The sequence below is a fragment of the Actinoplanes sp. DH11 genome (assembly GCF_020873875.1).
Taxonomy (GTDB): domain Bacteria; phylum Actinomycetota; class Actinomycetes; order Mycobacteriales; family Micromonosporaceae; genus Actinoplanes.
The window spans coordinates 66,596-90,580 of the sequence record NZ_JAHWGU010000023.1; the positions used below are offsets into that span (position 1 = coordinate 66,596).

The following is a 23,985-nucleotide window of genomic DNA, read 5'->3' on the forward strand; positions in this document are numbered from 1 at the left end:
GTTCGTGTTCTTTCTCGGTCAGTCGTTTCTTGGTCAGTCTTCGGCGAGGCGGGGTGGGAAGCCGCCGGTGGCGATCGGGCCCCAGGACTCGATTGTCACGCGGATCAGGCACTTGCCCTGGTCCCGCATGGCCTGGCGGTACTCGTCCCAGTCCGAGTGCTCGCCCGAGATCACCCGGAAGTACTCCACCAGCGGCTCGACCGCGTCCGGCAGGTCGATGACCTCGGCGACGCCGTCCACCTGCACCCACGGGCCGTTCCACTCGTCCGACAGGACGCAGAGGGTGACCCGCGGGTCGCGGCGGATGTTCGCCACCTTGGCCCGCTCCGGGTAACTGGAGATGACGATCCGGCCGTCGGCGTCCACGCCGCAGGTGTTCGGCGAGGACTGCGGCCGGCCGTCCTTGCGGGTGGTCATCAGGATCGCGTGATGCCGGGGACGCAGGAACTCGACCAGTTCCGCCCGGCCGACCCGGTTGTTCGTCGCGATGGTGCGCGCCATGACTCCGTACCCCTCAGTCCCGTGCGGCCTGGGCCGCCGCATCCACCTGGATCGCACCCGGGTCCTGCCCGCCCGGGCCCTGCGCGGCCTGCTCGGCGCTGACCGCCGCGCCGATGATGCCGGCGTTGTTGAGCAGTGTGGCCGCGACCATCGGGGTGCGGATGTCGATCAGCGGGAAGAACTTCTCCGACTTCTTGCTGACACCGCCGCCGATGATGAACAGACGCGGCGCCAGCAGCATCTCGATGTGCCGCAGGTAGCGCTCGACGCGGGGCGCCCACTGCTCCCAGGAGAGCTCCTTGCTCTCCCGGATGCGGTCGGCGGCGAGCAGCTCGGCGTCCTTGCCGTCGATCTCGACGTGGCCCAGCTCGGTGTTGGGGATCAGCACGCCGTCGAGGAAGAGCGCGGTGCCGATGCCGGTGCCGAGGGTGACCATCATGATCAGGCCGGACTGGTCGCGGCCGGCGCCGAACGCCACCTCGGCGGCGCCCGCCGCGTCGGCGTCGTTGAGCACGGTGACCGGCTTGCCCAGCCGCCGGGCGAAGAGCTGGGCGGCGGGCGCGTCCAGCCAGGACCTGTCCACGTTCGCCGCGGTGCGGGTCACGCCGTCCACCACGACGCCGGGGAAGGTGATGCCGACGCTGTCGCAGTCGCCGAACTTCTCGGCGACCTCCGCCACCGCCTCGACGACGCCGTCCACGGTCGCCGGCTGGGGGGTGGGCACGCGGAACCGCTCGCCGAGCAGCTCACCACGCACCGTGTCGACCGGGGCGCCTTTCACACCGGAGCCGCCGATGTCGATGCCGAGGATGGTCATCCGTTGTTTCCGTTCTTCCGCTCGGGTGTTCGGATGGTGTCTACCACGCAGGGCCGACATTGAATCCCGCGCTCACCGGACCGGGAGCGCCCGACACTCTAGGATGAACTCGGTGCGTAATTACCGCATTCACGCAACGTCACTCATACTTTCAGCTAGGCGCCGCTAGCCTTCTCGGCTAGCGTTGCATCTCAGAACGGTCGCCGCTCGCGGGCACGGCTCTCTGCCCGTCTGATGGAGGACCACGTCATGACCCTTCTCGACACGGCGCCCAGCAGCGCCGCCCAACTGCTCGACACCCTGGCCACCGCGCCGCCCGGGCGCCGCGCCAAACTCCGCGACCAGGTCATCGAGGCCTGGCTTCCGCTGGCTCGTCACCTGGCGCACCGGTATTCGGGGCGGGGTGAGCCCACCGATGATCTGATTCAGACGGCGACGGTGGGTTTGATCAAGGCGGTGGACAAGTTCGACCCGGAGCGTGGGGTCGACTTCGCGGGGTATGCGATTCCGACGATCATCGGTGAGATCAAGCGGCATTTCCGGGACCGGACGTGGTCGGTGCGGGTGCCGCGGCGGTTGCAGGAGTTGCGGCTGGCGATCACCGAGGCGAACAGCACGCTGACGCATTCGCTGGGGCGCTCGCCGACGGTGCCGGACATCGCGGCGCATCTGGGTATCTCCGAGGAGGAGGTCCTGGAGGGGCTGGAGGGTGCTCGGGCGTACAACGCGACGAGTCTGTCCACGCCGATCTCGGCGGACGGCAACACCGAGCTGGGTGACACCCTCGGTGGTGAGGACCACGAGTACGAGATCGCGGAGACGCGGGTGGCTCTCGGGCCGGCGCTGGCGATGCTCGACGAGCGTGAGCAGAAGATTCTGACGCTGCGGTTCTACGGCAACCTGACCCAGTCGCAGATCGCCGACCAGATCGGGATCTCGCAGATGCACGTCTCCCGGCTGCTGACCAAGGCCCTGACCAAGCTCCGCCGCCACCTGGAGATGTAGTCGGTTGCTGGGTATACGGCCTCGCTCCGCTCGGCGGCATCGCGCCCTTTGAGTCGATGACGAGGGCACCGGAATCGACCACGGCTTCGCCTGGCCGATTTCGGCACCCTCGTCATCGACGGCGCGATGCGACTGGGGTTGCGGTCACACCACGGTGAGCTTGGGCGGTCTGTCAGTGGTTGACCTGGGTTTGTGGGCGCGGGGGACGGCTCCGCGGACTACAGGCGCGCGGCGGGGTGCGGACTACAGGCGCGCGGCGGGGTGCCGCGCGCGGCTCTCGTTGTGGTCCGGGTGGTGTCGAGCAGTGCTGCGGTGGGTTCGCGCAGCGTCCCGGCCCGCCTTCTCGGTCCGCGCGGCGGTGTTGATCTGCTAGCGATGCGAAATCGCGGTTTTGACCCCTTGATCACAGCGATTTCGTAGCGCTAGCTGATCAACATCGTGATACCGGCGGGCTTGGTAGGGCTTCTGGGCGCGGCGCGCGGTGAAGAGGGCTACACGGCGGGAGGTGAAGGGGGCCTCGCGGCGGTGGTGCGATGCTGCTGCCGGAACGGCGGGTGACCGGGGCCGGGCCGGCGCCGGAAGCAGCAGGCGGACAAGTCTCACTGAGGGCACGAAACCAGTCGTACCGTGAGTCCCGCCCGCCACTTCCGATGTCAGCTGATCACCGGCCAACTGAGCTGATCAAGCCGCACAGTCATACCGAGCCAGTCGTACCGAGCCAGGCGATCGAGCAGTTCCCGGCTGGGACGATTCACGCGGTGACGGGGGGTCACTGGGCTCCGGAGGCCTGCCAGTTCAGGCGGACCAGCAGGGCTCGGGCCTCGTCGGCGACCTCGGCGTCGGCGAGGACGGCGTACTGGGCGGCCTGCAGGGAGCTGCGCGACGTGAAGTCGCGGCGGCCGCCGGTCGCGGCGTGCGCGATGGCGCCGAAGATGGCGCCCCAGACCGCGCCGACGAGGACCGTGGTCAGGATGACGCCGACCCAGCCGGTGTCGCTGAAGATGCCGAACAGCAGGCCGATGAAGAGACCGAACCAGGCGCCGCTGGCCGCGCCCGCGGCCGCAGCCCGGCCGACGGTGAGCCGGCCCAGCACGTTCTCCACGAGGCGCAGGTCGGTGCCGATGATCGAGGTTCGCTCCACCGGGAACTTGTTGTCCGACAGGTGGTCGACGGCCTGCTGGGCCTGCGCGTACTGCGGGTAGGTGCCGACCACGACGGTGGGTCCGGCCGGGCCGGCGCCACCGGTCTGCGCGGGCAGGGCGGGCACGCCGGCCGGTCCGGGCGGCACCGCGCCGGGGGCCGTCGGGGCGGCGGGTCCCGGGCCGGCGGCGGTCGCCGGGACGGCGTTCGGGACGGGTGTGGTGGGCGAGTCGTTCGATGGAGTGGTCATTTTGTGCCTCCCGGGACGGGCCGGCCGGCCGGCGGTTCGTCCGCCGTGAGCCGGACCCACATGATGAACGTGCCGGCGACACAGGCGACGATGCCCGCCGCGCCGGTGAGGAAAGCGAACTGGCCGGACACCAGGTCGGGGGAGCCGCGCTCGGTCAGGGCCACGGTGAGCAGTCCCAGGCCGCCGGCCGCAGCGGTGACCGCGCCGGTGATCGCGAGCACCACCATGACCAGCTTGTTCGGCAGGTGCAGCGGGCGGACCCCGGCGGCCCGCCGCAACCGGACCGCCCAGACCACCAGCGCGCCGCACGCCAGCACGACCAGCAGGGCGGCGACCGCGTCGCTGGGCCGGTGCCAGTCCGCCCAGACGGTGGCGATCGCGACCACCGCGACGTAACCGGCGCCGACCAGCCCGATCGTGCCGCGCAGCGCCCGCGGGAAGACCAGGACCAGCACGAACGCCACTGAGGCGGCGGCTGTCACGTGCCCGCTCGGGAACGAGTTGGGCAGCGGGTTGCCGTCCAGGTCCGGCCGCGCCAGGCCGCTCTTGAGCAGCTGGGTCGTCAGGTTGGCGGCGACCACCAGGACGAACGCGCCGATCGCCAGGTCCAGCCGGCGCTGGATCACGCCGAACGCCGCGGCGAGCACGCAGACCAGCGCCAGCAGGGTCAGGTGGGTGTACTGCAGGGCGCGGTCGAGCACGTCCGTCACCCGGGGGTGGCTGACGTCGCCGCCCAGCATGGCCGTGGTGTCCACCGCCTGCCCCAGCGAGGTCTGCACGAAGACGTGGTACATCGCCGCGACGGCTGCTGCCGACAGCACGGCGACGAACAGTGGCGAAACCGTGTGCCAGAGGCTGCGGCCGGGTGGCGCGACGGGCCGGACCGGCTGCGGGGCGACGGTCGTCAATTCGACCTCCAAGAGCGGCGACTGATGCCGACACGGCTTTCCCCGTCACGCGAATTCTCAAGCACCCCGGCGGCACCTGTCTCGCGTGCCACACCGGCCACACCGGACACCGGTGGCGGCACGGCAACCCGGTGGCACCCGGACGGGCCCCGCAGGAGCAACCCCCGACCGCGACCTTCGTACGGACGCCGACCGTTACGAAGGAGACGTTTCCCATGAGGCACACGACCCGACGACTGCTCACCGGCCTGGTGCTGGTGCTTGCCGCCGGGACCGGGGCGGGTATGGCCGCTCCGGCTTACGCGGCCGGGGTCACGGCGACCATCGACGTCAACGGTGAGCTGAAGGTGCGCGCGGCGCCCTCCACGGCCGCCAAGGCCGTCGGCACGGTCAAGGACAACCGGAAGGTCTCGATCGCCTGCGCGGTGAACGGGACGAGCGTGCGCGGCAAGGTGCGCACCACGAAGGTCTGGGACCGGCTGACCAACGGCACCTACGTCTCGCACAGCTACGTGCGGACCAGCAAGAAGATCCCGGCGTGTGCGGCGCCGGCGAAGAAGACCACCCCGGCCGCGCCGGCCCTGGTGACCGGCACGGTGCGCACCGCCGACGGGGCGGTCAACGTCCGCAGCGGACCGGGCACCGCGTACCCGGTGGCCGGCAGCCTGACCAACAACACCGTGCTCAAGCTGGTGTGCGCGGCGCCGGGCACCAGCGTCGCCGGGACCGTGCGGACCACGGCGCAGTGGGACAAGATCTCCGACGGGCGGTACGTGGCGCACGCGTACATCCTCTCCGGCACCTTGAAAGCCTGCACCGGGACGCCTCCCGTGCCCGCCCCCGTGCTCACGCCCGCGCAGTTCATCGCGGCGGCCGTGCCCGGCGCCCAGCAGGGCTGGCGGGAGTACGGCGTGCCGCCGTCGGTGACCATCGCGCAGGCCATCCTGGAGTCCGGCTGGGGCCGCAGCGGCCTGTCGTCGGTCGACCGCAACTACTTCGGCATCAAGTGCCAGAACGGTGCCTACGGGCCGCACGCGACCGGCTGCCACGTCTACCGGACGACCGAGTGCTCCAAGGCCGGCAAGTGCTTCCAGATCGACGACGCGTTCCGCACGTACGGCTCGATGGCCCGCTCGTTCCGTGACCACGGGCACTTCCTGCGGAACAACAAGCGCTACACCCCGGCGTTCGCGTACACCAAGAACGCCGACAAGTTCATCGAGCAGGTGTGGAAGGCCGGGTACGCCACCGACCCCAATTACGTCTCCAAGGTCACCGGCATCATGAAGACGAACAACCTGTACCAGTACAACACCTGGAAGTAGTCGCCGCCCGCCCCCGTCAGCTCCGGCTGGCGGGGGCGTTCTGCGGTATATGCCTGATATTCGGCATACGCTTCTGATGGTGGAGCGACGCAAGGACGGGGAGCGCCGGTTCGCCGGCCCGCTCCTCGCCGCCGGGGTGCTGCTCACGGGACTGCTGGTCACCGTGCTGGTGGCGGGCGGCTTGCGGGCGGCACAGCGGGAACGCGCCGAGCGGGTGATGGACCAGCGGCACGCGGCGGCGCTCGCCACGGTGCAGACCGAGATCGCCCGGTACCGCGCCCTGCTCGAGGCGGTCGCCGCCGGGGCTGCCACCCACCGGGAGCTGACCTGGGACGAGTTCGACGTGGCGAGCGAGCCAATGGCGGACGCCGGGTTGCTCGGGGCGACGGCGGCGGCGTACGTCGTCCCGGTCCGCACCGCCGACATCCCGGCCGAACAGCGACGCTGGCGCGGGCTCGGCGCCGCCGCACTGACCCTGCGAGCCGCCGAACCCGCGGACGAGCACTACTTCGCCGTCTACGCCCGGACCCTGCACGAGGGCGACACCCCGGCCGTCGGCACCGATCTCCGGAACGCCCCAGAACTGACGAACGTCCTCGCCGAGTCACGGCGCATCCACGCCACCGCGGTCTCCGACACCTACGTCCTGCTCAGCGACCGCACCATGCCGGCCGGGCGGCAGCAGCAGTCGTTCGTGCTCGCCACGCCGATCTGGAGCCGGGCCAACACCCCGGAGTTCCGTGGCTGGATGATGCTCGGCTTGCGCGGGCGCGACTTCCTCTCCGGCGTGCTCGGCACGATCAGCCAGGGTCAGCTCCTGGGCCGGTTGATCGCCACCGACAGCGACGGCAGTCAGGTGACAGTCGTCGACTGGTCGGCACCCGGCGACCCGGACCTCACCCGCAGCGCGCCGTTCACCGTCGGCGACCGGACCTGGACCCTTGTCACCCAGGCCGACTCGGCCCGGCTGCCCGGCGCGCGCAGTCAGATGCCGGCCCTCGTCCTGGTCGGCGGAGGGCTGCTCACCGGCCTGCTGTCCTGGCTGGTCCACGTGCTCGCCACCGGCCGGGCCCGGGCGCGCGCCCAGGTCGAGGTCGCCACCGCGGAGCTGCGGGTCGCCGAGGAGGAGAGCCGCCGCCAGGCCGGGCTGCTCGGCGCGGTCCTGACCAGCATCAGCGACGGTGTCAGCGTGGTCGACGAGACCGGCCGGGTGCTGGTGGAGAACCCCGCCGGCAAACGGTTGATGGGTACCGACGAGGCCAACGACCACCCGGAGCAGTGGCAGCAGCACTACGGCGTCTTCCGGCCGGACGGCGTCACCCCGATGCCGGTCGAGGAGATGCCGCTGATCCGGGCGCTGCACGGCGAACCCGCCGACCAGGTGGAGGTCGTGATCCGCAATCAGCAGCGACCCGAAGGGGTGCTGATCAGCGTCGACGGGCGGCCGCTCGACCCGAGTGCCGGCCTGCGCGGCGCGGTCGCGGTCTTCCGGGACATCACCGACCTGCGCCGCTACGAGACCGACCTGCGGGTCTTCGCGGGCGTGGTGGCGCACGACCTCAAGGCGCCCCTCGCGCTGGCCCACGGCCACGCCGAGGTGGCCCTCGACGACCTGCCGCCGGAAAGCCCGACCCGGGAACGCCTGCTGCGCATCGTCGGGTCCATCGACCGGATGGACACGATGATCGAGACGTTGCTCGCCTACACCACGGCACGCAACGCGCCCCTGCGGCCGGTGCCGCTCGACGTCGCGGCGCTGGCCCGGCAGGTGATCGAGGAGCGGACCGCGCACCGGGACGACGTCACCTGGTCGATCGGGCCGCTGCCGCCGGTCCAGGCCGACCCGGGCATGCTGCGGCACCTGCTGGACAACCTGATCGGCAACGCACTCAAATACGTCCGGCCCGGCGTTGCGCCGCACGTCGTCGTGGACTCGTCACGCCTCGCCCCGGACGGGCCGGGGGAGTCGGGGGGCTGGGTGCGGATCGAGGTGGCGGACAACGGCATCGGCATCCCCGACGCCGAGAAGCCGCACATCTTCGAGACATTTCACCGTACGGAAGAGGCCGCGCGCTATGCCGGAACCGGGCTCGGCCTCGCCATCTGCCGGCGCATCGTGGAGCGGCACGGCGGCGAGATCGACGTCACCGACAACCCGGGAGGTGGCAGCCGCTTCTTCGTCACACTGCCCGGCGTACCGGCGGACACAGTGCTGGAAGGACGGGACATGGGCTCGACAGCCGAGAACGACGACGCCGCCGTGCGGGCCGCCCTGGAACGGGCACTCGCCGAACGAGCCGCGATCCTGGAGGCGGCCCAGCTGCCCGGCCTGGGGATGCCGCAACCGGCCCGGGAGCAGCCGCTGCGGATGCCCCGGCCGGAGAAGCAGCGGCAGGACCAGGCCTGAACCGCCGTCAGGTGCCGGCGACCGGCAGCAGCGTCGCGATCAGGGCCAGCAACTGGGCCGGCACGAACGGCTTCAGCAGGGTCGCCGAGGCGCCCGCCTCCTCGGCCCGGCCATCACCGGGCAGCAACGACCCACTCGCCACCACCACCGGGATGTGCCGCAGCGCGTCGTCGGCCCGGATCGCCCGGCACAGATCCAGTCCGGTCATGTGCGGCATGTCGACATCGGTCACCACCAGATCCGGCCGATGCTCCTTGACGGCCGCCAGCGCGGCGGCCCCGTCGGCCGCCGCCACCACCCGGTGACCGGCGCGTTCCAGGGAACGCTTCAGCACGTACCGGATGTCCTCGTGATCCTCCGCGACTACGATCACCGTGGGCCTCGTCTCTCGGTAGCCGTTTCCAGGGATACCGATCGAGGGGGCACTCAGGACACGGTGCCGCCGGCCCGCCCGGTGGGCAGGCCGGCACCCGGCGAGCGCCACCGGTCGCTGGCATTGCCCCGGCCGCAGGTGCGCAGAGCCTGCTCCGGCCGGAAGTATCCGTACGCCCGCCCCCGTGCCCGGGCGAGTCCGCACCGCAGGTCCACCCCGTCCCGGGTGCGCGCGGCGTGCAGCACCCCCTGGATCGCCGGCCAGAACACCCTGGCCAGGGTCATCGGGCCGGCGAAGTGCCGCCGGTACACCACACCGGTGCCGACCGCGTACGCGTAGTCCTTCGCCACCCGGCCCGCAGGGGAGAGCCCGTAGGCGTGCGGCCGGCCGTGAACCACGATGCCGGGAGCGGCGACGATTCCGCCCCGGCCGGACAGCCGGACCAGCAGGTCGGTGCCTTCGCCCGACTGGGCCGACCCGGCCGATCCGGTCCCGATGCGCTCGTCGAAGCCACCACAGGCGAGGACGTCCGCCACGTTCCACACGCACGCCGGCTCGATCGGCAGCCACAGTTCACGGCCGAGCAGCCGGTGGCCGGCGTCGCCCGGTGACCGTAATGCCGTGCCGTCGTGCGCGTACGTCCCCACCAGACAGGAGGCCACCGGAAAGGTCGTCGCCGACTGCGTCACGGATTCACTGAAAGTGGCGTCGAGAATCGAGGTGTCGTTGGTCGTGACAGCCCAATCCGCATGACCGGAGAGCATGCGGAAAGCTTGATTCCGCCCGGCACTCAGACCGCCGCCGCCGTTCTCCCAGAAAAGGACGGATCCGGCCGCGGAAGCGATAGCCGTGATGCGGGCACGGGCCTCGCTCATCGGCGTGCTGCTCTGATCGACGACGGCGATCGCGGCCGGCGGAGTTCCCTGGCGCGCGGCAGAGTCGACGAGCCGGACGAGATCGTCCGGTCGGTTCCTGGTGGAGACGGCTATTGCCCAGCGGATCGTCACATTCGTCTTTCTGTCTCGTGGCCGCCCGGCGCCGGCCGGCATGGCACGATGGCGCGGTGGACAACCGTCGCCGTAAGCAGCTTGTCGTCGTCGGTCTGATCAATTCGGCGATCGTCCCGAACTCTTACCGTGGGCGTCTTCTGTCCCATGCCGGCGTCCGGGTCGGCCCCGATGTCTTCATTTCACCCGGGTCGTTCTTCGTAGGCGATTCCTGGATGTCCGTGGCGGCCGGGTCAACCATTGCCTATCAGGGTTACTTCGATTTCGCCGCGCCGATCAGAATCGGGGAACGCGTCCGTGTCGGCCCCCGTACGATGATCCTCACCGGCGCACACGAGATCGGGGACCGGACCAGGCGCGGTGGCGACCTGACACCCCGGCCGGTGACCGTGGGGGACGGCTGCTGGCTCGGTGCCGGCGTGACGGTCCTGCCCGGTGTCACCGTCGCACCCGGCTGCGTGGTCGGTGCCGGCGCGGTCGTCACCCGGGACACCGCGCCCGACGGTGTCTATGCCGGTGTGCCGGCCCGGCGGGTCCGCGACCTGCCGGTCTGACCGGGTCGAGGCGACCGGTCGCTGAAGAAAGGGGAATTGGCTGTCATCCGCGCTGTCCGGCCGGGACGTGCCGCACACCACCGTCCTGCACGTCTGTGCCGGCAACCAGGTCCGCTCGCCACTCGCCGAACACCTGATGAAGGCGATGCTCCACGACCGGTACGGCTCGGCGGCCGAGCTGCTGACGATCCGTAGTGCCGGGCTCGTAGGCCCGCCGGGCCGGCCGATGCAGGAGCTGGCCGTCGCGGAACTGGGAAAGCGGGGGCTGGCGGTGCCCGTCTTCACCTCCCGGCTGATCGAACTCGCCGAAGCGGAGGACGCCGCTCTCGTCCTGACCGCCTCACGCCGGCAGCGCGACGAACTGGTCGCGACCTCGCCCCGCCGCCTGCTTCCCAAGACCTTCACCTGGCGGGAGCTGGCCTGGTTGCTGGACGGTACCTCGCGCCACGAGATCCCCGGATCTCCGTTGCTGGAGCGCGTCGCGGCGTTGCCCGACACGGCTCGGGCCCGCCGGGGACACCTGGCGCCGGTGCCCCCGGAGATGCTGGACGTCGCCGACCCGATGGGTCGGGGTCGCCGGGAGTACCGGCAAGCGGCCGAGGAGATCGAGGCAGCGGTATCGGTCATCGTCGGCCGGTTGTGACCAGGGACGAGTCCTCCGACCGGTGCTGGGGGGCGGGCACAGCGTCGGTGTACGCGGTGTAGTAGGCCGACGCCGAGCCACGGCTGCGGGTCACCCGGTTCGCGACCAGGCCGAGAACCGCGCCACCCGCCCGGCGGATCGAGTCGACTGCGCCGGTGAGCTGGTCGATCCGGGTGCTGCCGATTCCGGTGACGAGGAACGCGCCATCGGTCTCCCGGGCCAGGATCGCCGCGTCGGTCACCGGCAGCAGCGGGGGCGAGTCGAAAATGACGATCATCCCGGAGTCACGCAGCGTGTCGAGCATCCGCCGCAACTTGTTGCTGGCCAGCAGCTCACTGGGGTTGGGTGCCGCCGGGCCTGCCGGGAGCAGGTAGAGCGGCAGATCAGACCGCCACTGGTGCAAGGCCTCGTGGATCGACACGTCGTCGATCAGCACGGTGGAGAGTCCGACGCCGCCGGGGATGGCGAACGTGTCCGCCAGACGCGGACGTCGCATGTCCGCATCGACCAGTACCACCGGCTGACCGGCCCGGGCCAGCGCGACGGCGAGGTTCGCGGCGACAGTGGTCTTGCCCTCGCCAGGCATCGCCCCGGTGACCACGAAGCTGGAGAGCCTCCGGTCCACCGACAGGAATCTGATGTTCGTGCGGAGTTGCCGGAAAGCCTCGGCCCGCGGGGTGGCGCCGTCGTCGATGATCAGCGGCCGGGTCTTCATCATCGAGTCGGCGGGAACGGCACCCAGCACCGGTATCTCGGTGAGCTGGGCGGCCTGGTCCTGAGACCGGATGGTGCGGTCGGTCAGCTGACGAACTACGGCGTACCCGATGCCGGCGACCAGGCCGAGCAGCAGTCCCACGGCGAGATTCATCGGCCAGCTGGGGGACACCGGGTCGGTGCGCACCGTGGCCGGGCCGGACACCGAGACCTTGACCGGCGACACCACTGCACCGCTGGGCAGTTCGAGCCGGTCGACGAAGCGGGGGAACTCGGTGCCCAGCGCCGAGGCGATCTGCCGGGCGCGCTCCTTCGAGGTGTCGGTGACCCTGATGTCGAGCAGCACTGTGTCGAGCGGCGAGCTGACTTCGATCATCGAGGCCAGCTCCTCCGTGGTGAGGGGCAGGCCGAGCCGCTCACGCACCGCGTCCAGGACGAGAGGGCTGTTGACGATGTCCGCGTACGACTTGACCCGCTCCCTGGTGAAGTCGCTGCCCTGGGCGAGCTGGCTGCTGCTGGCGGTGCCGCGCAGCGTCATCGAGACGAAGAGCTGGGTGCCGGCCTCGTAGCGTTCGGGCTGACGCCATGACACCCCGGCCGCCACACCGAGGCCCGCCACAACCGTGATCAGGACGATGATCCAGCGAACGCGTACGGCGTGCAGTAGTTCAGCGAGTGACATGGCGCTCTCCGGTGTGCAGTGTCGACGTTTGTTGCGTGGGGGCTTCGGCGGCGGAACGCCGGGGTGCGCGCAGATACATGGCCGCGAGCAGGCAGACCACCACGAGCGGGAAGGCCCGCCCCTGGCCGTAGTAGAAGAAGCGGGGCAGTTCGAGCAGGCCGATCGCGGCCACCGCATAACCGAGCAGTGCGGCAGGCGAGCCGGCACAGGCGTTGCGGTAGACGCGACCCAGGACCACACCGACCAGGACGAGCAGCACCGGTGCGAGCAGCCGCAGCTCGCCGAAGATCGGAAGAAGGGCGCTGGGGTTGTTGAACTCCGGGTTCGAATGGGCGTCCAGGTAGGCCCGCCAGAGGTCGGTGCCCGAAGTCCGATCCCCGCCGGACATGGCGCGGAAGGCACCGCCGAGAACGGGGAACTCCCAGAGGAACTGCAGAGTGGTCTCCGGCCTTATCAGGTCAGGGCTCAGACCGTGCAGGTAGAGAGCGCCGTTGTTGGTCGCGGTGGCGTAGTACGCCTGCAGCCGATCCGCGGAGAACCCGAGCAGGGTCTGATCCGTGCGGGAGGCGTAGAAGCTCCAGCTGCGGCTCTGCTCGGACAGAGCGAAGAAGCCGAGCAGGGCGCCGAGCCCGGCACCGGACCAGCCGAGAAAGGCCAGGCCGGACGGCCAGCGTTTCTTCGGCCCGGGTACCCGGGCGCCGCGCACCCGCGGTAACAGGGCGAGCACCACGGCGAGGGGCATCAGGAGTTCGAGCAGGGCGAGCCGCTCGCTGTTGGCGACCACCCGGATCGCTCCCAGGACCAGCGTCAGGACGAGCATCACCGGGTGCGGGCGGCCCAGCCGGTGCAGGAGCGTGCATGCGGCGATGACGAAGGGACCGACCTGGGTCAGCGTGGTGATGCCGGGAACGGTCACCGCCTTCTGCGCGCCCGAGCCACCGGTCAGGAACGACGGCCCGTTCTGGAGCACGGCGAGGCCGAACCAGACGAGGTAGCCGGCCATCGCAAGCCAGAACAAGATCCGGGTCAGCTTCTCCAGGCGATCGAGCGATCCGTCGGACACAGTCAGCCAGGGTGTGGCAGCGGTCCGGCCGCTGATCGCCACGCCCAGCACGAGAAAGCCGATGCCGGCGGCCTGCAACCAGAGGTCACCGTTGCTCAGCACCCAATCCTGCCCCCAGTCGCCGCGTTGACCCTCGGTGCTCAGCGCGGCGGGCACGGTGCTCAGGACGGCGGCGAACACCAGGAACCAGAGCGGGTGAACCAGGGCCGGCTGGGAGAGCGGGATCCGTGTTGCGGTCGGCACGTCAGCGGCTCCGCGCCAGGTCGAGCAGCCGGCGTGCGCCGTCCCGCCACGAGTAGCGCCGTGCGTTGGCGGCCCCGCGTTCCCGCAGCCGCGCACGCGCCGGGGAATCGTTGCTGAGCACGGCGAACTCCGCGGCGTAGGTACGTTCGCCCCGGTCGGACACCATGATCGCGGCGTCGCCCGCCACCTCCGGGAGGGACGCGTTGCCGGCGCAGATCACCGGACACCCGAGGCGCTGTGCCTCGACGACCGGAATGCCGAAGCCTTCGTAGACCGACGGCATGAGCAGGGCGCCCGCGTGCCGGTAGAGATAGGCGAGTTCGGCGTCAGTGACCCGGCCGAGGTAGTGGATGTTCCCGGCGTGCTCCGTGTGTGCCTCGGGCATGTCGGTGCGGAGCACTCGTGCGGACGGGGCGGCGCCGACCACGACCAGATGCGCACCGGTAGCGGTGAACTGGTCCACCACCAGCGCGGTTCGCTTGTGCGGTGCCCGGGAACCGACCGTCAGGGCGAACGGCGCGTCCGGCAGCCGGTCCGCGATGCTCGCGTCCGGAACGATGTCGTCCACGTGCTCGGCGCCGCACGGCACGACGTGGAAGCGGTCGGCCGGTACGCCCAGCCAGTCGGCCACTTCGCCGGCGCTGAACTCCGAGACCGTCACCAGGCGGGCCGGTCCACGGCTGATCAACCGGTAGAGCGCCTCGTACCAGAGGCGGAAGCCGGTGGAAAAGGCTTCGGGGATGCGGCGGACCGAAGCGTCGTGCATCACGACCACCTGGCGGCGCTTGAGCACCGGCGCGGGACCCGACATCGAGATCAGGGTGTGCCCCCAGCTACGCAGCGGCAGCCAGACCTGCTCGAAGAACATTCCGGAGAAACGGCTGCGTACACAGGTGAACCGCTCGGTGAGCCACGGCGGGGGATCGGCGTCGGCGGGCAACGCGACGACGCACCGCGCCGCGTCGGCGGGATCCATCGCGCGCATCATCTCGGCGGCGTACCGCTGCGTGCCGGTGATCCGCTGGCTGGTCCAGCGGCCGTTGATCCAGATCCGCCGGTTGACCTCGGTCATGCGCTCATCTCCTTCAGTCGGGGGCGGATGTGGACGCGGCGCCTGTCCTCGGCGTTGCGCAGGGCGTACCAGGTGATGAGCAGCATTTCGCTCCCGCAGAGAAGCAGGAGGTAGAGCTGGAGGTCACGGATCCAGACGGCACCTATCGCGATGGTGAACAGGGCGATGGCGCTGGCCGTCAGATTGGTGACCATGAATCGTGCGGGGGAGGCGTTCAGCATGTGCCGCGTCCCCTGCCACGTATTGACGAGGACGAAGAGCTTGTAGGCGCAGTAGACGAGGACGGTCAGGGCGGCCGTGGCGGCGAGATCCTCGGAGACCAGGCGCCGGATGGCCGAGCTGCCGGCCAGGGCGACGGCGGTGACCAGCAGACTGCCGATCGTCAGCAGCTTCGGCAGACTGAACAGCGGGCTGATCCGGCCGCGCAGCAGATCCTCCCGCACCGAGGCGTTGAGCAGCAGGTGGAACGGGCCGAAGACGAGCTCCAGCGCCCGGATCACCACGATCGCCGTGCCACCGACACAGATGCCGGCGAGGGTCGGCAGGGCCACGCTGAACATCAGTCCTACCGCCGACGCGAAGCCGTAGGACATGCCCGGGCGCAGGGACGACCACAGCGCCGGCCGGATGCCGCTGGAGACGGCGCCGCGGCGGCACTGCCGGGCCGCCCATGCGAGCACCAGCAGTTGAGCCGGTACGGCGGCGACCAGCACGCTCCGGCCGGTCGCCGCGAGGAGCACCGCCGAGATGACGGTGCCCATCGCGGTGAGCTGCGGCACTAGGTTTCCCGCGGCGACCGAGCGGATCCGGTTGAGCAGCCAGTACCGGTTCTCAATCCAGACCTGCAAGAGCACGGGTACGGCGGTCGCAGCCCACGCCCATCCGCCGCCGCCCGGCACCGCGATCAGCGGTACGAAAACCACCACCGGAGCGATGATCAGCGTCGTCGCGAGTGCCGTCCGGGTGGCCCAGGCTCGCGGGTCCCAATCCGGCGGGACGACACCGCGGGCGATCGGGCGGCCGAGCAGAGCCTCCTGCAGCACGTACGGGATCGCCAGCAGGGTGCCCTGGAGCGCGACCAGAACCAGGTCCGAGTGCCCGCTCCAGGAGGCGATCAGAAACACCGCGACGCTGCTCAGGCGGGTGAGCGCCTGCACCGAGATCTGCGAGCGTTGCAGATTCCCGGCGAGCGACAGCGGTGATCTCATCGACCGGCCTTCACGACGTGGCGGTAGACGCCGGCGAGCATCTCGGTCTGACGGCCGGCGTTCATGGTGCGGAGCAGGTTGGTTGCGGCACGGAGCGAATCGGCGCGGGCAGTGGGTGATCTGAGGATTTCCAGGACCCGGTCGGCGGCCTGGGTGGGGTCGGTCGCGGTGGGCAGGGGGAGGCCGGTGAAGGCGGCGATGTCGCGGACCACCAGGGGCAGCCCGGCGGCGGCCGCGTCGAGGACGCTTATCGGGAAGCCCTCGGAGGCGGCGCAGTGCAGGTAGAGGTCGCTGCCGGCCAGGGCGGCGGCCATGGCGTCCTGGGGCAGCCAGCCGGTGATCTCGACACCGGCGGTGGTCAGGGCGTGCCGGTGGACCTCGTTGTCGCCGCCGCCGATCCAGCGGAACCGGACCCGGGGGTCGCGGTCGCGGACGATGGCGGCGACCTCGGCGAAGAAGAGCGGGTCCTTCTGCGCGGTGAGGCGGCCGATCATGGAGATGACCGGGGTGCCGGAGGGTCGCGGGGCCGGTGGCCGGGTGCTGATGCCGGGCCGGTTCGGCACGACTGCCACGTGGGTGCGTGCCAGCCGGGAGACCCGGCGGGCCAGCTGTTCCTCGTACGGGGAGACCGCGAGGATGGCGGCCGTCCGGTGGGCCAGCACCGACTCGGCGACCCGGGCGACGACGCGCTGCGAGCCGGAGACGGCCGGGTTCACGAAGCCGAAGCAGTGCGGCTGGTAGACCACCGGCACGCCGGTCCGGGCCAGCCGGGTGTAGATACCGGCCCAGCTGGAGTGCGCGTGCACCACGTCGGGGCGCAGCCGCCGTACCGCGTCGGTGACCGCGCGGATCCGGGCGCCGGCGCCGGCCGGCAGCCGGGTGGTGCTGGTGAAGCCGGCCGGCGTGCAGGGGTCGGCGTCGGCGTGCCAGAGCAGGTGGTGCTCGTCGCGGTCCAGGCCGGCGGCCATCTGGTTGACGACGGCGCCGGTTCCGGCGGAGTAGCACTCGGTGACATGAAGGATGCGCACGTCAGCGGCCTCCGGCGCTGACGACCTCGTGCAGGGTACGCACGATGATCTTCACGTCCAGCCAGAGCGACCAGTTCTCGATGTAGTAGTTGTCGAAGCGGGCCCGGTCACCGATCGGGGTGTCGCCGCGCAGGCCGCTGACCTGGGCGAGGCCGGTCAGGCCGACGGGTACGCGGTGCCGGCGGGCGTAGTGCGGGTGTTCGGCGGAGAACTGCTCGACGAAGTGCGGCCGTTCCGGGCGCGGGCCGACGACCGTCATGTCGCCGCGGAAGATGTTCCACAGCTGGGGCAGCTCGTCGAGCGAGGTGCGGCGCAGCACCCGGCCGACCGGGCCGACCCGGTCGTCGTTCGCGATCGACCAGGTGGTCTGCGAGTCCGTCTCGTCGCGCGGCCGCATCGAGCGGAACTTGAGCACCTGGAAGGTGCGCCCGCCCCGGCCGACCCGTTCCTGGCGGAACAGCACGCCGGGGCCGCCCTCCAGCCGGACCGCGACGGCGCAGGCCAGCAGGACCGGGCTGAGCAGCAGCAGGGCGAGCGCGCTGAGCGCGACGTCGAAGCTGCGCTTCAGCCGCCAGCGCCAGCCGTCGAGCTCGGGCAGGCGGACCCGGACCACCGGGATGGCACCCACGTGGTCCTGGTGCGGGTTGCGGATCGGGAAGCGGCGCATCCGGGGCACCACGTACACGTGCCGGGTACGGCCCATCGACGCTTCCAGCACGTCGGCGAACCGGTCCTCCGGCGCGTTCGGGTCGGCGACCACCACGACCGTCGCGCCGTGCCGTTCCAGCACGTGGGCCAGGTCGACCACGTCGCCGAGGCGCGGCACGCCGATCGCGGCCGGGTCGTGGTGCCAGGTCTCGTCCAGGTAGCCGACCGGCTTGAGTCCGTAGCTGTGGTCCCGGTGCAGGACCTGGATCAGGTCCGTGGCGACCGGTCCGCTGCCGACCACGACGGCCCGGCGGCCGGCCCGCCGCGACCGGCGGGCGGCCCGGATCACCGCGTAGGTGAGCGACCGGCCGGCGAGCAGCAGCAGGATGGTGGCGCCGGTGGTCCGCAACAGCGACTCGACGGTGATGCGGGTGTCCACCGTGTGCCGCAGGGCGGTGACGCCGGCGACCAGGGCGGCCGCGATCAGCACCCGGCCGATCAGGGCGGGCAGGTCGTCGAGCAGCGACAGGTGCAGGCGGCGGCCGTAGAGGCCGGCCGACGCGAGCAGCGCGATCGTCACCAGCGCGAGGACGGTCAGCGCCCGGAAGTGCGTGCTGTTGGCCGGAATGAGCGCGAAAAGAGCTACCGCATCGATTCCGAGAATGAGAATCCACGCCGGCGGCGGTGTGGTCCTGGCTTTCTCACTCGACATCGAAGTGATGGCGGTGGACTGTCCCCCGTACACGTCGCCTCCGTTTTCCCTTCTGCTGGCCGGCCGCGTTCCGATGCTGGCCTGCGGCGAAGTTGAACAGTAGGGAGGCAGTATTCGTGCCAGCGTCGTCCTTTCGGACAATCAGTATTTACCGGTGTTCTGAAAAGGCGGAAAGCGGACGTGGGTGACGGCGGGGCCGCCGTGTACGTGACGGATCGGAACGGCGCGGCAGGCTGTCTTGTTTCGGCCCGGGAATCCGTTCTGACGGGTGGGTCCGACCTGAGAAAGTGCTAGGAACTGGGCGGGTATCGGCTGAGTGATCTGAGTCTCCGCGAACACTCAGCGTGATCTCATCCCTACAGCTGGCGGGGGAGAACCTACTGATAGTCCGGTTCGGGGTCACCGTCCGTGGTGAGGGCTGCCGGGCCTGAACAACCGCTTCAAACGGACGCCGGGATGCCGTCGGAGAGAAAGCTGTCCGAACGGGGGATGATCTCGGCTTGACCATTCCTCGCCCGTACATGAAAGGTGTGGGGGTGGAATCTGGGATCGATGTGGTCGGCGAGCCCGGCGAAAAGGAACAGCCGGCCGCGAACGAGAAGAACAAGGGATGGTTCGGCTCGATGCCGGGCTGGAAGAAGGCGCTTCTCGTTCTGGCGGCGCTTGTTCTCGTGGTGGCCGGTGGCGTCACCGGCGGAGGTTATTTCCTCTACAGCCGCTACGAGAACAAGGTTTCCCGCGCCGAGCTGCTGCCCGCCGACTCCGCCGAGGACGTCGCCCGATCCGCGGCGAACTGGGAGTCAGGGCCGCTCAATCTGCTGCTGCTCGGCTCCGACTCGCGGGCCGGGGAGTCCGGCGGGACGAGCCCGATCGGCGAGCGGTCGGACACGATCATGCTGCTGCACATCTCGAAGGCGCGCGATCACGCGACGTTCGTCTCGATCCCGCGGGACAGCTACGTGGACGTGCCCGCCGGTGGCGGCTGGAAAGGCGGCAAGAACAAGATCAACTCAGCGTTCGCCTTCGGTGGGGCGCCGCTGACCGCGAAGACCGTGAAGGAGCTGACCGGGGTCACCCTGGACGGCGCGATGATCGCTGACTTCGCCAGCATCCGGGACATGGTCGACGCGGTGGACGGGGTGAACGTCTGCATCGACACGAAGGTGACCTCCGCGCACAGCGGCACGGTCTGGGACGCCGGATGCCACGACATGGACGGCGAGGTGGCCCTGGACTTCGTCCGCCAGCGCTACGGCGTCAAGGGCGGCGACTTCGGCCGGATGAAGAATCAGCAGCTCGTGGTGAAGTCGCTGATCGCCAAGGTGCAGTCGAGCGGCACGCTGACCAACCCGCTCAAGCTGGACAACCTGCTCGGCATCGCGGCCGACTCGCTCACCGTCGACCAGAAGCTGGACCTGCGGGACCTGGCCTTCGCGGTCCGGGAGATCCGCCCGGCGAACATCGATTACCGGACCGTTCCCTACACCACCGCCAGCCTCAAGACCCCGGCCGGCAGCGCGGTGAAGCTCGACCCGGATCTGTCGACGTCGATGTTCAAGGCGATCGCGGACGACACCGTCGAGCAGTGGATCAGCGCGCACCCGGCGGAGGGTACGGTCAGCGGCCGCTGAACGCGGCGTTAATCACCGGGCAACGCGCGAGCGTACCGCCTATTCTTGCCTCGCCATGTCGATTTCGCCTTCCCCCGCATCCGTGTCCGAGCTGCGCTCCCGGATCTCCGAACTCCTTCCCCGCGACGAACACCGCATCGGACGACGGCTGGAGGGCACCCGGCGGATCCGGGACGACGCCGCCCGCTCCGCCGCGCTCGCCGAGATCGCCGCGGAGGTCGAGCAGGCCCGGTCCCGCCTCGCGAGCCGGCTCGCCTCGGTGCCCCGCGTCACCTACCCGCAGGCGCTGCCGGTCAGCGCCCGCAAGGACGACATCGCCGCGGCGATCCGCGACCACCAGGTCGTGGTCGTGGCCGGCGAGACCGGTTCCGGCAAGACCACCCAGATCCCCAAGATCTGCCTGGAGCTGGGCCGGGGCGTGCGCGGGCAGATCGGGCACACCCAGCCCCGGCGGATCGCCGCCCGGACCGTCGCCGAGCGGATCGCCGAGGAGCTCGACCGGCCGCTCGGCAACACCGTCGGCTACAAGGTGCGCTTCACCGACCAGGTCAGCGACGACACCATGATCAAGGTGATGACCGACGGCATCCTGCTGGCCGAGATCCAGAACGACCGGATGCTGCGCCGGTACGACACCCTCATCATCGACGAGGCGCACGAGCGCAGTCTCAACATCGACTTCATCCTCGGGTACCTGCGCGAGCTGCTGCCCCAGCGCCCCGACCTCAAACTGATCATCACGTCGGCGACGATCGAGACCGAGCGGTTCGCCGCGCACTTCGCCGACGCCGCCGGCACACCGGCACCGGTGATCGAGGTGTCCGGCCGGACCTACCCGGTCGAGGTCCGCTACCGGCCGCTGGTCACCACCCGGCTGATCGAGGACGACGAGATCCGCGAGGAACCGGTCGACCAGATCGACGGCATCGCGGCCGCGGTCGACGAACTGCCGCGCGACGGCGACATCCTGGTCTTCCTCTCCGGCGAGCGGGACATCCGGGACACCGCCGACGCGCTGAGCAAGCGGGACCTGCGCAACACCGAGATCGTCCCGCTCTACGGCCGGCTGTCCGCCGCCGAGCAGCACAAGGTCTTCGAACGGCACACCGGCCGCCGGGTCGTGCTCGCCACCAACGTCGCCGAGACGTCGCTGACGGTGCCCGGCATCCGCTACGTGATCGACCCCGGCACCGCGCGGATCAGCCGGTACTCGCACCGGCTCAAGGTCCAGCGGCTGCCGATCGAGGCGGTGTCGCAGGCCTCCGCCAACCAGCGCAAAGGCCGCTGCGGGCGCACCTCCGACGGCATCTGCATCCGGCTCTACTCGGAGGAGGACTTCGAGCAGCGCCCCGAGTTCACCGAGCCGGAGATCCTGCGCACCAACCTGGCGAGCGTCATCCTGCAGATGACGAACCTGGGCCTCGGCGACCTCGCGAAGTTCCCGTTCATCGACCCGCCGGACCGGCGCAACATCACCGACGGCGTGAAACTGCTCGAAGAACTCGGCGCGCTCGCCGACCGCAAGCTCACCCCACTCGGCCGGCAGCTCGCACAACTGCCCGTCGACCCGCGGCTGGCCCGCATGGTCATCGAGGCCGATCGGCAGGACTGCCTCGCCGAGGTGATGGTGATCGCGGCCGCGCTGTCGATCCAGGACCCGCGCGAACGGCCCGCCGACAAACAGCAGCAGGCCGACGAGAAGCACGCCCGGTTCACCGACAAGGAATCGGACTTCTTCAGCTATCTCAACCTGTGGCGTTATCTGCGGGAGAAACAGCAGGAACTGTCCGGCAACCAGTTCCGCCGGCTGTGCCGCAGCGAATTCCTGAACTACCTGCGGGTGCGGGAGTGGCAGGACATCTACTCGCAGCTCAAGCAGGTCACCCGTACGCTCGGGCTCGCCCTGAAGGAGGACTGGGAAGCCGGGGTCGCGGCACAACCCGTGCACACCGCGCTGCTCGCGGGCCTGCTCAGCCACATCGGGTTCAAGGATCCGGAGAAACGGGAGTACCTGGGCGCCCGGGGCGCGAAATTCGCCATCTTCCCCGGCTCGGCGCTGTTCAAGCGGCAACCGAAATGGGTGATGTCCGCCGAACTCGTGGAGACCAGCCGGCTCTGGGGCCGGGTGAACGCGCGGATCGAACCCGAATGGGCCGAGAAACTGGCGCCGCACCTGGTCAAACGGTCCTACTCGGAACCGCACTGGGACCGCAAGATGGGCGCGGTGATGGCCTTCGAGAAGGTGACCCTTTACGGTCTGCCGATCGTGCCGCGCCGCCGCGTCGGTTACGGCAAGGTCGACCCCGCCGCCTCCCGCGACCTGTTCATCCGGCACGCCCTCGTCGAGGGCGACTGGGAGACGCACCACAAGTTCTACGCCGAGAACGTGCGCCTGCTGAAACAGATCACCGAGATCGAGAACCGGGCGCGGCGGCGGGACATCGCGGTCGACGACGAGACGGTGTACGCGCTCTACGACGCCCGCATCCCGGCGGAGGTGGTGTCGTCGCGCCACTTCGACGGCTGGTGGAAGAAGGCCCGGCGGGAGAACCCGGACCTGCTCACCTTCACCCGGGAGGACGTCGTCAACGCCGGCCGGGACACGGTCGACCCGAACGCCTTCCCGGACGCCTGGCTGGCCGGCGGCGTGAAACTGCCGCTGCACTACGAGTTCAACCCCGACTCGCACGCCGACGGCGTCACCGTCCGGGTCCCGCTCGACCTGATCAACAAGCTGGACGCGGACGACTTCGGCTGGTCCGTGCCGGGCTTCCGCAAGGACGTCGTGATCGCCCTGATCCGGGCCCTGCCGAAACAGCTGCGAACCAGCTTCGTCCCGGTGCCCGACTGGGCGGAAGCGGTCCTCGACCGGGTCCCCGCGCGGCGCGGCGCGCTGCCCGACGCGATCGGCACCGAGCTGCGGCGCCTCAGCGGGGTGGTCGTACCGGCCGACGCGTGGCGCCCGGACCAGGTGCCCGAGCACCTGCGGATGAACTTCCGGGTCGTCAACGAGGCCGGCGAGGTGGTCGCCGAGGGCCGCGACCTCGACGTGCTGCGCCGGCAGCTCGCGCCGAAGGTGCAGGCCACCATCTCGCGCGCCGCCGGCAACCTGGAACGCCGCGGCATCACCACGAACGACTTCGGCGGGCTGCCGCGCAAGGTGGCCCAGGTGCGCGGCGGGTACGAGGTGAACGTCTGGCCGGCCCTCGTCGACGAGGGCGACAGCGTCGCGATCAAGGTCTTCGAGACCGAGCCGGAACAGCGCATCGCCATGGTCGCCGGCACCCGGCGGCTGATGCTGCTGACCCTGCCGCCGGCCGCCCGGTTCCTGCAGGGCCGCCTCGACAACCGGGCCAAGCTGGAGTTGTCCCGCGCCAACCCGTACCGGTCGATCGCCGACCTGCTCGACGACTGCGCGGGCGCCGCCGTCGACCGGCTCGTGGCCGACCACGGCGGCCCCGTCTGGTCCTCGGTCGAGTTCGCGTCCCTGCGCGACAACGTCCGTCAGGACCTGGTCGACGCCGTCGCCAACGTCGTCACCCAGGTGCAGGCGGTGCTCGCCACGACGTACGACGTGGAGCAGCGGGTCCGCAGCCTGCGCGACCCGTCGCTGCTGCCCGCGCTGGCCGACATCCGGCAGCAACTGAAGGGGCTGGTCCACCCCGGCTTCGTGACGGAGACCGGGTGGCGGCAGCTGCACCACCTGCCGCGCTACCTGCGGGCGATCGTCTATCGGCTGGACCGCCTCGGTGGCGGGCTCGGGCGCGACCGGCAGCTGACGACGCAGATCCACGAGATCGAGTCGGAGTACCGGGAACTGCGCGCCGAGGCCGTGCCCGGCGGCCCGGCGGAGGAGGGCCTGCGCGAGATCCGCTGGATGATCGAGGAGCTGCGGGTGAACTACTTCGCGCAGACGCTCGGTACGGCGTACCCGATCTCGGACAAGCGGATCTACAAGGCCATGGACGCGCTGCCGCTCTGAGTCCTGGGTGCCGGGCGGCCGGCGCCCAGGCCCTGTGCCGTCTTGTGGCCGGTCCTGATCAGTGCGGGCCGG

The 23,985-nt window shown here is 70.5% G+C and carries 19 protein-coding genes; 7 read left to right on the plus strand and 12 right to left on the minus strand.

The annotated features are described in order from the left end of the window. Positions 1 to 33: 33 nt before the first annotated feature. On the minus strand, positions 34 to 501 hold the full coding sequence (locus tag LPA41_RS29060; RefSeq protein WP_229074086.1) for a PPOX class F420-dependent oxidoreductase: 468 nt from the start codon (positions 499 to 501) through the stop codon (positions 34 to 36). 13 nt (positions 502 to 514) lie between these two features. Beyond that, positions 515 to 1,318 (minus strand): polyphosphate--glucose phosphotransferase, encoded by an 804-nt coding sequence (ppgK, locus tag LPA41_RS29065; RefSeq protein WP_229074087.1) that lies wholly within the window; start codon positions 1,316 to 1,318, stop codon positions 515 to 517. Positions 1,319 to 1,567: 249 nt separating this feature from the next. On the opposite strand from ppgK, the gene LPA41_RS29070 reads away from it, so the two are divergent. Further along, complete coding sequence (locus LPA41_RS29070; RefSeq protein WP_229074088.1) at positions 1,568 to 2,323, plus strand: SigB/SigF/SigG family RNA polymerase sigma factor; 756 nt, start codon at positions 1,568 to 1,570, stop codon at positions 2,321 to 2,323. 769 nt (positions 2,324 to 3,092) lie between these two features. On the opposite strand, the gene LPA41_RS29075 is transcribed toward LPA41_RS29070, so the two are convergent. Then, positions 3,093 to 3,713 carry a general stress protein gene (locus LPA41_RS29075; protein WP_229074089.1) on the minus strand — a complete coding sequence of 207 codons (621 nt, stop codon included), beginning with the start codon at positions 3,711 to 3,713 and terminating at the stop codon, positions 3,093 to 3,095. Then, positions 3,710 to 4,621 carry a phosphatase PAP2 family protein gene (locus tag LPA41_RS29080; protein ID WP_229074090.1) on the minus strand — a complete coding sequence of 304 codons (912 nt, stop codon included), beginning with the start codon at positions 4,619 to 4,621 and terminating at the stop codon, positions 3,710 to 3,712. The genes LPA41_RS29075 and LPA41_RS29080 overlap by 4 nt, the downstream gene beginning before the upstream one ends. Positions 4,622 to 4,836: 215 nt before the next feature. Here LPA41_RS29080 and gsmA point away from each other — a divergent pair, with 215 nt between their 5' ends. Then, positions 4,837 to 5,946, plus strand: a complete 1,110-nt coding sequence (gene gsmA, locus LPA41_RS29085) for a sporangiospore maturation cell wall hydrolase GsmA (protein WP_304523804.1) — start codon at positions 4,837 to 4,839, stop codon at positions 5,944 to 5,946. Between the two features lie 79 nt (positions 5,947 to 6,025). Continuing rightward, a complete protein-coding gene (locus LPA41_RS29090; protein WP_229074091.1) occupies positions 6,026 to 8,353 on the plus strand; it encodes an ATP-binding protein in 2,328 nt (775 codons plus the stop codon). Between the two features lie 7 nt (positions 8,354 to 8,360). On the opposite strand, the gene LPA41_RS29095 is transcribed toward LPA41_RS29090, so the two are convergent. Beyond that, on the minus strand, positions 8,361 to 8,726 hold the full coding sequence (locus tag LPA41_RS29095; RefSeq protein WP_229074092.1) for a response regulator: 366 nt from the start codon (positions 8,724 to 8,726) through the stop codon (positions 8,361 to 8,363). A gap of 53 nt (positions 8,727 to 8,779) precedes the next feature. Next, entirely contained in the window at positions 8,780 to 9,733 is a 954-nt protein-coding gene (locus tag LPA41_RS29100) for a glycosyltransferase family 2 protein (RefSeq protein WP_229074093.1), read from the minus strand. A gap of 56 nt (positions 9,734 to 9,789) precedes the next feature. Between LPA41_RS29100 and LPA41_RS43075 the strand changes: the two genes are divergently transcribed. Together LPA41_RS43075 and LPA41_RS29110 are read left to right on the plus strand one after the other, a co-directional pair. Then, positions 9,790 to 10,287, plus strand: coding sequence for a DapH/DapD/GlmU-related protein (locus tag LPA41_RS43075; protein WP_229074094.1), 498 nt, complete (start codon positions 9,790 to 9,792; stop codon positions 10,285 to 10,287). 67 nt (positions 10,288 to 10,354) lie between these two features. Beyond that, positions 10,355 to 10,930: a low molecular weight phosphatase family protein gene (locus tag LPA41_RS29110; RefSeq protein ID WP_229074095.1), complete on the plus strand. Its 576-nt coding sequence runs from the start codon at positions 10,355 to 10,357 to the stop codon at positions 10,928 to 10,930. Here the strand turns inward: LPA41_RS29110 and LPA41_RS29115 are convergent. From LPA41_RS29115 to LPA41_RS29140, 6 genes are read right to left on the minus strand one after another with little or no spacing between them, the layout of a single operon-like run. After that, positions 10,911 to 12,326, minus strand: a complete 1,416-nt coding sequence (locus LPA41_RS29115) for a polysaccharide biosynthesis tyrosine autokinase (protein ID WP_229074096.1) — start codon at positions 12,324 to 12,326, stop codon at positions 10,911 to 10,913. The genes LPA41_RS29110 and LPA41_RS29115 overlap by 20 nt on opposite strands. Next, positions 12,313 to 13,632 carry a hypothetical protein gene (locus tag LPA41_RS29120; RefSeq protein WP_229074097.1) on the minus strand — a complete coding sequence of 440 codons (1,320 nt, stop codon included), beginning with the start codon at positions 13,630 to 13,632 and terminating at the stop codon, positions 12,313 to 12,315. The genes LPA41_RS29115 and LPA41_RS29120 overlap by 14 nt, the downstream gene beginning before the upstream one ends. Position 13,633: 1 nt before the next feature. Next, positions 13,634 to 14,704: a glycosyltransferase family 1 protein gene (locus LPA41_RS29125; RefSeq protein ID WP_229074098.1), complete on the minus strand. Its 1,071-nt coding sequence runs from the start codon at positions 14,702 to 14,704 to the stop codon at positions 13,634 to 13,636. Further along, positions 14,701 to 15,912 (minus strand): hypothetical protein, encoded by a 1,212-nt coding sequence (locus tag LPA41_RS29130; protein WP_229074099.1) that lies wholly within the window; start codon positions 15,910 to 15,912, stop codon positions 14,701 to 14,703. The genes LPA41_RS29125 and LPA41_RS29130 overlap by 4 nt, the downstream gene beginning before the upstream one ends. Further along, positions 15,909 to 16,940, minus strand: coding sequence for a glycosyltransferase (locus tag LPA41_RS43080; protein ID WP_229074100.1), 1,032 nt, complete (start codon positions 16,938 to 16,940; stop codon positions 15,909 to 15,911). Before LPA41_RS43080 ends, LPA41_RS29130 begins: the two co-directional genes overlap by 4 nt. Before the next feature lies 1 nt (position 16,941). Next, positions 16,942 to 18,300: a sugar transferase gene (locus tag LPA41_RS29140; RefSeq protein ID WP_229074101.1), complete on the minus strand. Its 1,359-nt coding sequence runs from the start codon at positions 18,298 to 18,300 to the stop codon at positions 16,942 to 16,944. A 536-nt stretch (positions 18,301 to 18,836) separates the two neighbouring features. On the opposite strand from LPA41_RS29140, the gene LPA41_RS29145 reads away from it, so the two are divergent. Together LPA41_RS29145 and hrpA are read left to right on the plus strand one after the other, a co-directional pair. Next, positions 18,837 to 19,931 carry an LCP family protein gene (locus tag LPA41_RS29145; protein WP_229074102.1) on the plus strand — a complete coding sequence of 365 codons (1,095 nt, stop codon included), beginning with the start codon at positions 18,837 to 18,839 and terminating at the stop codon, positions 19,929 to 19,931. 55 nt (positions 19,932 to 19,986) lie between these two features. Then, the gene (gene hrpA, locus LPA41_RS29150; RefSeq protein ID WP_229074103.1) at positions 19,987 to 23,913 is read left to right on the plus strand and encodes an ATP-dependent RNA helicase HrpA; all 3,927 of its coding nucleotides are present in this window, start codon (positions 19,987 to 19,989) and stop codon (positions 23,911 to 23,913) included. Positions 23,914 to 23,985: the final 72 nt, after the last annotated feature.

Bases quoted from the DNA above. Each gene is read 5' to 3' on its own strand.
- LPA41_RS29060 (WP_229074086.1), bottom strand. From the start codon at position 501: ATGGCGCGCACCATCGCGACGAACAACCGGGTCGGCCGGGCGGAACTG.
- ppgK (WP_229074087.1), bottom strand. From the start codon at position 1,318: ATGACCATCCTCGGCATCGACATCGGCGGCTCCGGTGTGAAAGGCGCC.
- LPA41_RS29070 (WP_229074088.1), top strand. From the start codon at position 1,568: ATGACCCTTCTCGACACGGCGCCCAGCAGCGCCGCCCAACTGCTCGAC.
- LPA41_RS29075 (WP_229074089.1), bottom strand. From the start codon at position 3,713: ATGACCACTCCATCGAACGACTCGCCCACCACACCCGTCCCGAACGCC.
- gsmA (WP_304523804.1), top strand. From the start codon at position 4,837: ATGAGGCACACGACCCGACGACTGCTCACCGGCCTGGTGCTGGTGCTT.
- LPA41_RS29115 (WP_229074096.1), bottom strand. From the start codon at position 12,326: ATGTCACTCGCTGAACTACTGCACGCCGTACGCGTTCGCTGGATCATC.
- LPA41_RS29125 (WP_229074098.1), bottom strand. From the start codon at position 14,704: ATGACCGAGGTCAACCGGCGGATCTGGATCAACGGCCGCTGGACCAGC.
- LPA41_RS29130 (WP_229074099.1), bottom strand. From the start codon at position 15,912: ATGAGATCACCGCTGTCGCTCGCCGGGAATCTGCAACGCTCGCAGATC.
- LPA41_RS29140 (WP_229074101.1), bottom strand. From the start codon at position 18,300: ATGTCGAGTGAGAAAGCCAGGACCACACCGCCGCCGGCGTGGATTCTC.
- hrpA (WP_229074103.1), top strand. From the start codon at position 19,987: ATGTCGATTTCGCCTTCCCCCGCATCCGTGTCCGAGCTGCGCTCCCGG.